General features: G+C 42.1%; 8 protein-coding genes. 6 read left to right on the top strand and 2 right to left on the bottom strand.

Going from position 1 to position 9,919, the window contains the following annotated elements:
• Window positions 1–4: 4 nt before the first annotated feature.
• The 6 genes from AC1RNB_RS12260 to AC1RNB_RS12235 all read left to right on the top strand — a co-directional run bounded on the left by AC1RNB_RS12260 (window position 5) and on the right by AC1RNB_RS12235 (window position 6,866).
• Complete coding sequence (locus AC1RNB_RS12260) at window positions 5–928, top strand: type IX secretion system membrane protein PorP/SprF (protein ID WP_493083174.1); 924 nt, start codon at window positions 5–7, stop codon at window positions 926–928.
• Window positions 929–930: 2 nt separating this feature from the next.
• The gene (locus AC1RNB_RS12255; protein WP_493083172.1) at window positions 931–1,584 is read left to right on the top strand and encodes a GldL-related protein; all 654 of its coding nucleotides are present in this window, start codon (window positions 931–933) and stop codon (window positions 1,582–1,584) included.
• A gap of 2 nt (window positions 1,585–1,586) precedes the next feature.
• The gene (locus AC1RNB_RS12250) at window positions 1,587–3,008 is read left to right on the top strand and encodes a hypothetical protein (RefSeq protein ID WP_493083170.1); all 1,422 of its coding nucleotides are present in this window, start codon (window positions 1,587–1,589) and stop codon (window positions 3,006–3,008) included.
• 2 nt (window positions 3,009–3,010) lie between these two features.
• Window positions 3,011–5,203, top strand: coding sequence for a DUF6089 family protein (locus AC1RNB_RS12245; protein WP_493083168.1), 2,193 nt, complete (start codon window positions 3,011–3,013; stop codon window positions 5,201–5,203).
• Window positions 5,204–5,318: 115 nt separating this feature from the next.
• On the top strand, window positions 5,319–5,963 hold the full coding sequence (locus AC1RNB_RS12240) for a response regulator transcription factor (protein ID WP_493083166.1): 645 nt from the start codon (window positions 5,319–5,321) through the stop codon (window positions 5,961–5,963).
• A gap of 171 nt (window positions 5,964–6,134) precedes the next feature.
• Window positions 6,135–6,866 (top strand): sensor histidine kinase, encoded by a 732-nt coding sequence (locus tag AC1RNB_RS12235; RefSeq protein ID WP_493083164.1) that lies wholly within the window; start codon window positions 6,135–6,137, stop codon window positions 6,864–6,866.
• 167 nt (window positions 6,867–7,033) lie between these two features.
• Here the strand turns inward: AC1RNB_RS12235 and AC1RNB_RS12230 are convergent, their stop codons facing one another.
• Both AC1RNB_RS12230 and AC1RNB_RS12225 read right to left on the bottom strand, forming a co-directional pair.
• Window positions 7,034–8,530 carry an FG-GAP-like repeat-containing protein gene (locus AC1RNB_RS12230; RefSeq protein ID WP_493083162.1) on the bottom strand — a complete coding sequence of 499 codons (1,497 nt, stop codon included), beginning with the start codon at window positions 8,528–8,530 and terminating at the stop codon, window positions 7,034–7,036.
• Between the two features lie 32 nt (window positions 8,531–8,562).
• A partial coding sequence (locus AC1RNB_RS12225; protein ID WP_493083160.1) for a beta strand repeat-containing protein occupies window positions 8,563–9,919 on the bottom strand: 1,357 nt, incomplete at its 5' end.

The raw sequence follows: 9,919 nt of genomic DNA, 5'->3' as shown, positions 1-9,919 counted from the left end.
TGCCATGTCAAATAAATTAACCTGCCTGCTGATAGTACTGGTTATTGGTGGTTTATCGGTGAGTTATGTGAATGCCCAATCCAATTATTTCAGTACCAGTGTTTTTAATAACAAAGTCAGATTTAATCCCTCTCAGGCGGGTATGGCGAAGGGGTATAATTTCGACGGCAGTGTTAAAACACCCCGTGATAACTCTCAATCGGGTTTGCCAACTGAGTTTGCTTTTTCTGCTGATATGCCGGTGTCTGAATCGGCAGGGATTGGGGTTGTGTTTCAAAGCCAATCGGGAGGACTGCTGAAACAAACGATTTTTAATTTCTGTTACGCTTATGGCATCCAATTTAAAAAGGATCTTCATCTGCGTTTTGGTATTGCCGCAGGGTTTAAAAATGTCAGAGCCCAAACATCTGCTAATCTCGGCAATATCATTGGCGACCCGAATGATCCTGCCATTAGTGCTTATAACAGCATTCCACCGTCTTTTTATAATGCGTTCAGTTTTACCCTGCATTCTGAAAATCTGGAGTTGCAGGTGGTTGCCCCTAACCTTACAGCCGGTTTACAGAATAAAAACCTGCAGTCGATGGATTACCTGCAATTGCAGGCAGGTGCTACTTATCAGCGTAAGGTGGGAGGTGGCCGGTTACTTTCTGAAGATTCTTATATAAAACTTTTTGCTGGCATGATGAAGTATAAAGAATCCGGCTCTATCATTACAGGTGGAGTTTTATTAAATGCCAACGGTTTTCTTTCCGCTAATCTGCAATATAATACGGCTGGTGTAATTACGGCCGGTATCGGGATTCCGATTGAAAAAACCTATAACATTTTTGTTAACTATTCTATAGGGGGGCTTTATTCAAAAGCCATCTATGGTGGTGGCGGTGTTGCTGAAGTTCATTTCAATTGTTCATTTAAAAAGAAATAATCATGTTTAAGAAAAAGGTGGATGTATTCAATTTTTTTTACAGTATCGGTGCCGTGATTATCCTGATCGGGGTAATTGCCAAATTCATGGAATGGAAACTGCAGGATGCATTTCTATTAACCGGTCTGGGTGTGGAGGCGCTGGTATTTACCATGTCATCTATTCAGTTTAAAAGTGAAGAGAAAGAATACAAGTGGGAGCGCTTGTTTCCGGAGTTGGTGGATAATGCCGATGTTCCCAGCGGATTGAAGGGGATTCAGGAGAAAGTGGAAGAGCTTTCTCAACGCTATTTTAAAGGTATGTCGGAATATGTTGAAAAGTTTGAGACATTGAATACGGGTATTGTTAAGGGCAGTTCGCAATACCATGAGTCGCTGGAAATGATGTCTGGCCATCTGGCAGATTCTGCCGTAGCTTTTACTGCCTTCAAAGACAATGTATCGAAAGTGACGGCTTCCTTTATTGAACTGCATGCCATCAGTGATGATATCCGTGAATTACAGATCAATTTACAGAAAATGGCTGCTGTGTCTATTATATCCGGGGATAAGCTGAATCTGTTTCAGGAGCAGCTGGAAGGCCTTAATGATGCCATCTACCGTTTCAATAATCTTTCATCGGGTATCATCAAACAGTTTAAACAGATAGGAGAATAACCATGGCTGCCAAAATTAACAAAAACCGGTACCGGCTGATTACATTGCTGTATGTGATTTTTGTGTGCCTATCGGTATTAAATATCCCTTTCAGCCTGCTTGACTCCAATTATTACTGGATTAAAACACTTGAGTACCAGGAACGTGAACGTTTGTTACAGGTTGATTTTGCCAATAAGGTTATTGCTACTCACCGTGACCAACTTAATAAAGATACCACCCTTGTGTACCTGAATATACAAAGTCGGCTGCACAGAAGTTACGAGTGGGTAGATAGCCTGGATAAAATTATTCTGAAGGGTCTTGAGAAAATGGGCACGAATATTAAAGATGAGTTTCAGGATAAACGTAAGATTGAAGAAATCCTGGTGAAGGATTCCTTGATTTATCGGTTCAAAGAGGAAATGTTCAGTCTTAATAGTTTTATCAGGTCTCAACCTTACCAGATTGACAGTGCCATCGAAAACCTGCTTCCGGTAAAAGATACTTTGCGTACTCTTTCTAATAAGGAGGTTTCCTGGGAGCGTTACCTTTTTTTGCATAAACCCACTGCCATCAGTTATGTACAGATCAAACGGATCAAATTATTATTACTGGAGAACGAATATGTATACCAGGCAGCGGCTTTAAAAACCATTGACTATCTGCCAGCCTTCTTTTCGAGAAAAGAGAACCGGGTTTTTATTGACAAGAAAGTAGATGAACAGGTTCAGTTACAGAAAAAACCGGAAGTGAAGGAAATTAAACCGGTTTTGCCTGTCAATAAGTTATCACCCGCAGTAAGTGAGCCGGCTGCACCGGCGAAAAAGACGAAAGACAATGAATACGATAATCTGTTTCAGCAGATCATAGGTGCGATGTATGCAGAAAACCTGTATGTAGGGGTGTCGAATACTTTTATCAGGGAAATAGATGAAACTACCCGACGTGGTTTTTCAGTAAGTATTGACCCAACGGCCGACATCAGTCAATCCGGAAATAATTATACAGTCATTTTCCGCAAAAGCGGTGATTTTACATTCCGTTTCACTGATACCAGAAATAATTCGGAGAAACTTCTTTTTGAGAAAAAGGTACATGTATCGCTGCTTCCTAACCCAACGGTAAAGCTGAATATAGATAATGCTACCAAGGATGTTTTGAGTGTAAAGGACCTGTTGACGCTGAATCGAATGATCACTACTGTGGACATTGGATCACAGCTGATTCCCGGCAGGTTAAACGGCTTCCGGTTTACGCGTATTCCCAAAACAGGTGAACAGCGGTCTGTTTATAATTATGGCGAAATATTCCGTGGCCCCATGCAGGAACTGATTGGACAATTGCAAAAGGGAGATGTAGTGTTTTTTGATAACATTACGATTTCACTGACAGACGGAACTACCCGAACACCCAATCCTATTCTATATAAAATAGTTGAGTAAAAATGAAAAATATTGTGAAGGTTTTTTTATTTATTCTATGCCCGTTCACTGCTTTTGCACAGCAAGATACGCTGCGTGGTAACTTTTCCGGTTTGCATCTGGTTGAAAAAACCTATTACATTGCTGAAGTGATAACGGTTACAGATAGCCTGGTAGTGGATGCCGGAGCCAGCATTATTTTCGGAAATGGCATGTCTATTGTGTGCCTGGGTAAGTTGCAGATGAAGGGTGATGCTGCTAAAAGAATTATAGCGAAAAGTGATGCCGGGGCAACCGGACAGGGTTTTGTGATCATTAATAATGCTGAGACTGACATTTCTATCAGTTATACCCGTTTTGAAAACCTGCTGTTGCCTTTGAATTTTGAATATGGCTGGAGCAGACCCTCTGTAGAGTTAACTCAAAATGAGTTTATAAAAAATGCAGGATCAACGGCTGTATTGCAGCTGTTGAATCCGGGTCTGACGGGAGATGCTGCTTCCAGGAAAACAGTTTTTGTAATAAAAAAGAACCTGTTTGCAGAAAACCTTGCTCCATTGTATATCGAAGACCTGGTAAGCGACCGTATGCAGGTGATACTGGAGTCCAATGCTTTTGTAAACAACCGGATAGCCGAATATGGCAAGTACACTTTTTCCAGTAATTTTCTTTTTGGAAGGATGGATAAAACGGCTACAAAATACAAAGCCATTATAGCCGGAAATAGTTTTGTAGGTAATGTTTTGTGGGACAATAATGCTGATACCGTGTTGCATGCAGCGAATATTGGCTTGTATGGCAGTTTTGATAGTTTGCCGGTTCCGGGCAATTATTGGGGAGCCGTAACCGAAAGAGATATCCGTAAAGGAATTTATGATTATACGGTAAATTATACTTCTCCTAAGTTGATTGTAAACAACTTTCTCACTGAACCATCTGACAGTGTACCTCCGCATGTATATAAGATTGAAAAGTTGCCGCCCCGCGAAACTCATAGGGCCAGTTACCGGATGCGTGACGGGCGATGGAAACAGGTAGTGGATAGTGTGGGTACTGCCATCAGTGATAACTTTGCATTGTGGGGTGGACTGCAAACACTGCAGGTTATGCCCAACCGCCCTCTTTTAATTGATAAGCAGCAGGTCAGGTTGGTGTACCTGAAAGACTCTCTGAAGATAGCTGATACGGTTTTTATCAGGACCAGAATGGAAACCACCTATGATAAAGAAGGGCTGATATTTGATTTTGATTACCGGACTGATAGTATTTTCCGCGCCAAAAGGGGATACCTGACCATTACTGATCTGCAAGGTACAGACGGGGGATATATACCGGAGATCCGGGTAGGCTATGCCGCTTTTTTACGATTTTACGAGACGGAGAAACTTGCCTATGAATTGCGGGCAAAGAAAAAAGATAGTCTGGATGCCCAAAATAAAATCAGTATACCACCTGTTGTTAAAACCGTTTCTTTTAAGAAACGCTATGAACTCGGCTTTATGGGGGCATACGCGATTTATTATGGAACCTTATCCAATAAAAAATTGTTCAGTAATGATTTTAATTCCTTTGCGGGCGTACAGTTCCGGTATAGTTTGAAGAATCATGTGTCGCTCAGTTTATCATTAATGAAAATGACATTAACGGGTGCCGATGCGCGGTCTGGGGATACGGTTAAGATGGCCCGAGGATTTTCGTTTACCACGCCGGTAACCAATATCAGTTTTCAGGTGGAGTATGATTTCTTTGATAACCGCATATATTCTTCCCGGAATAAAATCAGGCCCTCTATCGGGTTTGGGGTAGACTATATCAAATTTGCCCCTAAGGGAGAGTTTCTTGGCGAGTTGTACGATCTCCAAACACTGGGTACTGGTGGACAGTATTTGCCAGGTGCAGAGAATGCGCCTTATGCGCTCTCGAGCCTGGGGGCACCTATCTCCATACAAGTCCGGTATTTGCTCAATAAAAATCTGATCTACTCCCTGTTTGCGAGTTATCATCTTGCTTTTACAGACTACCTGGATGATGTGGGGCCCGATCCTTATCCTGACGTGGTTCAGTTGGCGGCAGCGAATCCTGCATTGGCAGATGCTGCTGTGTATTTTTCAAATCCCACCAAAAAGTTTGTTGGCAAAAATCAATTAAGATCCGGAGTGGCAAGTGGAGCAGATAGTTTTTTCACTTTTGGATTTACATTGGCATATCATTTTTAGTAAAGATGCGATTTCGTCTCAGGTGATTTTGCTTTGGCAGGGATTGTAACAGGGAAGGTGATGTAACTATATCCTGATTCAGGATAAGAGGTTTTTAATGTAAACTAATTTTAGTATGAGAGCGAAGAATTCTTTTTTAATTGCGGATGATCATGCCGTTGTGAGAACGGGTATTTCCATTACCATCAGGGAAGCGGTTGTTTCTGCAGAAATTACCAGTGTTGATAGTTTTACAAAGGTTTTGGAACAGATATCACAACATCAGTTCCAGATGCTTGTTCTGGATATCAGTTTGCCAGGTGGTAATAACGTGGCAATGGTCAGGGAGGTCAGAAAAATTGATAAAGGAATCAAAATTCTGATGTTTACTGCTTTCAGTGAACTTACGTTTGCTCTGCGGTATTTGCAATCGGGGGCAGATGGTTTTTTGAGTAAAAGTGCGGATAATGAGGAAATTAAGACTGCAATTCGTACTGTTTTGGCAGGAAAACAATATGTGAGCGATAATGTGAAAGAATATTTATTTTCCGCAATGGTTCAGAATAATGGTGTGCAACAACCGCTCGACCTTTTATCTACGAGAGAAGCAGATGTGCTGCAATATGTGTTAAGCGGAAAAACGATTTCTGAAATTGCTGCATTACTTGCTTTGAGTCCAACCACAGTAAGCACCTATAAAAACCGGATTTTTGAAAAACTAAAGGTTAAAAACCTGGTTGAGTTGATTAACAAAGTTGGGCAACCCAATCAGCTTACCTGATTACCGCTTCCTTCCACAGGAGCTACTTAAACCACTTTTAAGCTCAATTTAATTGAATTTTTAATTTTTTCCCATACAGATTAAGCCTATTTTTATAGGCAGAACTATCTGATAGTGAATCCAATATGTGTTTTCATATTGGATTTTTTATATTAAATGCCTTAGCTTGACATGATGGAAGAAAATGAAATTGAAAATAGCGCCGCTTATACAGAACTACTGGAGAAGCATACAGATTTACTTGCGAAATATGAAACGATAGTAAAGGTTTGCAAGATTGTAATGCATGACATACGTTCACCCCTCAGGTTTTTAAGTGATGTTGCGGAGAGCCTTACGCTGGAAGAATTACGGCAACCTGAGCATGAACAAAGGCAACATTTCAATTTGTTGGTGGAAACGAGCAGGAATCTCAGTCTTTTCGGGAATAATGTACTTGACTGGTTCGTCAATAACAAAATCGAAATTTCCTTACAACGTGAAATAATTAATATCTCTGACATCCTGCATGAGAATATTCAGCTTTATGAAAAATCGATTAACGCAAATAACAATCAGCTGGAACTTGATTTTGCCGATGGAGAATATGTTACTTCTAATAAAGAGATATCGTCTATTATCATCAGGAATGCCATTGATAATGCCAATAAATATACAACCAACGGGGTCCTGAAAATTGCTGTTACTAAGAGAGATCAAACCGTATTAGTATCTATCATTGATAACGGAAAGGGATTCGATTCCGATAAGCTGCTGGAGAATATTAAAAATAATGTGACCGTATCACATAACCTGGGTTTCAGAATCATCCACGATATGGCTAAACAGGTTGGACTGGAATATACCATCTCCAGTAAAAAGGGGGTCGGTACAAATTTCACTTTAATGTATACCCAGGCTTAATACCCGTTTAACCTTTTCTGCCGGTTGTAAAATCTTCCGATACCTGACACTTGCCGGACTGTTGAAATTTATCTTTCAGGCATGTTTGTGTTACAAAAAGCCAAAGTGAACTATATTGAAACCCTTCTTTGTCCTCTCACAGGCATTGTAGAACCTGGATCTCTGTTTTAAAACGGCATTCGGCTGAAAAACATTTTTGTTTTACTAATGCTTTTTGTTATGGTGAAGCTGCTGGCATTGGCAACGGCCATATCCGGTTTTCCATCCCCGTCAAAATCACAAAAGGAGAGAAAATTCGGTGATGTATCTGTAGTAAGCGATACACGGCCTCCGAGACTGATCGTGCCGGATGTGGAATTATTGCGGAAAATATTAACGGTATTATTTCCTTTAGCCGTTACAGCAATATCCGGTTTCCCATCTCCGTCTATATCGGTCATTACCACACAACTGGGGGTAGTGGTGCCCAGAGGGGTTCCCGACCTGGCTGCAAAGTTGATTGTTCCGGATGTGGATATATTGCGAAGGGTGGCGATATTGTTTCCTCCCGTGTTGGTTGATACGAGGTCGGGTTTACCATCTCCATCCAGGTCTCCGGCTGTAAACCAGAAAGGACCGGTACCTGCTGTAACGGAGACTTTGGTTTGCACGAGAATATTACCTATGGAGCTTATATTTCGATAGATATCTGCTAAACCGTTACCACTGTTTACCCAGGATATATCAACCTTCCCGTCCTGGTCATAGTCGGCAAAAAAAATATTTTTCGAAGAATGGGAGTTCAATACTATATCGGATGTAAAGCTTGTTGAGCCAATGGTAGAATTATTGATAAAACCATGTACAGTGGTTGTGGAGAGAATGAATTTAATGTAGAAGACATCTATCTTACCATCGCCATCCATATCACTTGTGGCTAATTCATCTACAGTGTTTGGGATTGGTGTGGAATAATCCGCTTTAGCGGCAAAACTGATTGTACCGGTTGTAGAAGTATTCAGGATCACAGAAAAAGTTTTGTCGCCACTATTCCCCACAACCAGGTCATATTTCCCATCTCCGTCCATATCGTCAATAGCGATGGAAGTAGGGGTAACCCCGGTGGGGATATCTACCCCGGCAGCAAAGCTGAGTGATCCTACGGAGGAAGTGTTACGAAGAACAGTTACTGTATTGGCTGCCACATTTAATAAAACCACATCCGGTTTCCCATCACCGTCTATATCTCCCACTTTAAAATAGGGTTTGGAGGAGGAATAAGCTAACGTATAATCAGCAGAAGTGGAAAATTGCATAGCACCTTCATTATAAAAGGTAGGGATAAAGGGCTCTTGGGAGTAGGCTGTGGCCCTTTTCTCTGTTTCTTTGTTCAATACGCTCAGGTATTGATAGGTGGTTCCGGTGGGAACGTTGACTGTTAGCGTAGTAGCTGTTGCTGCAGACGGAACCACAGATACAGCACCAAAGAATACAAGATTATTAGCCGGTGTAGTACTAAAGCCCGTTCCGTTAATGGTGATGGTTGTAGAACCCTGTAAACCCGTTGGCCCGGAAACAGGCGAAAAGGAAGTGATGGTTTGTGAAAATGCAGGAATGGATCTAAGAAATAGTATAGCCAGATAAATGCAAACAGGTCTGTATTTAAAAGATAGTAAACGCACCATTATTTATTTGTTTGTAAGTGACTGCATTACTGTTAGAAATTTAACGCATAAGTGCCGTAATAATTGGTTCCATCCCAGATAAGGCTGATCAAATCGGTTTTCCCGGTTGCACAGGTTAAAGTGGGTGCCGTATTACTGCTCCACTTTACAGAAGCAGGCCAGGTAACAGTATATGCTGTTGCTGAACTATAGGCTATTTTAAAAACAAAGGAAGCTGGTTTAGTGGGGGCATTGCTAAAGGCAAGAATGGTACTGGTAGTAAGCGGAATGGAGACAATATTGCCCAGACTTAAATCTACAGTTAAATTGGCGGCAGCTACTACGTCATTCATATTGGTCTGATAGCTATTGGCCTGAACTGTTGTTGCAGTAATATTGGTTGCACTAAGTGTACCTGCTTTAACGGTTCCACTGGCTGCAATGGTAGCTGCTGCAATATTGTTGGTCACAGTCAGGTTCTGCACATTTGCCAGACTGGTAATTGTATTCTGGGCCGAGCTCGATAGCGTACCACTGAAAGTACCTCCTTCAATAGTACCGCTTACAGAGAGATTGCTTAGCTGACCAACGGAAGTGATATTGGGCTGTGCAGCAGTGTTAAGGGTGCCGGTAAGTGATCCGCTGAACGTACCTGCGGTTACGGTTCCACTGGCTGCAATGGTAGCTGCTGCAATATTGTTGGTTACAGTCAGGTTCTGCACATTTGCCAGACTGGTAATTGTATTCTGGGCCGAGCTCGATAGTGTACCGCTGAAAGTCCCCCCTTCAATAGTGCCACTAACAGAGAGATTGGTTAGCCGTCCTACGGATGTGATATTGGGCTGTGCGGCAGTATTAATTGTGCCGGTAAGGGGTCCGTTGAAACTACCTGCTGTTATGGTTCCACTGGCGGCAATGGTAGCAGCAGAAATATTGTTGGTCACGGTGAGGTTCTGCACATTGCCCAGGCTGGTAATTGTATTGAGGGCTGAATTGGATAGTGTACCGCTGAAAGTACCCCCTTCAATAGTGCCACTAACAGAGAGATTGGTTAGCCGTCCTACGGATGTGATATTGGGCTGTGCGGCAGTATTAATTGTGCCGGTAAGGGGTCCGTTGAAACTACCTGCTGTTATGGTTCCACTGGCGGCAATGGTAGCAGCAGAAATATTGTTGGTCACGGTGAGGTTCTGCACATTGCCCAGGCTGGTAATTGTATTGAGGGCTGAATTGGATAGTGTACCGCTGAAAGCCCCCCCTTCAATAGTGCCGCTAACAGAGAGATTGGTTAGCCGTCCTACGGATGTGATATTGGGCTGTGCGGCAGTATTGATTGTGCCGGTAAGGGGTCCGTTGAAACTACCTGCTGTTATGGTTCCACTGGCGGCAATGGTAGCAGCAGAAATATTG

It is taken from the genome of Sediminibacterium sp. GW821-FHT12F12, assembly GCF_058806635.1.
This window is presented reverse-complemented; position numbering and strand designations above follow the sequence as displayed.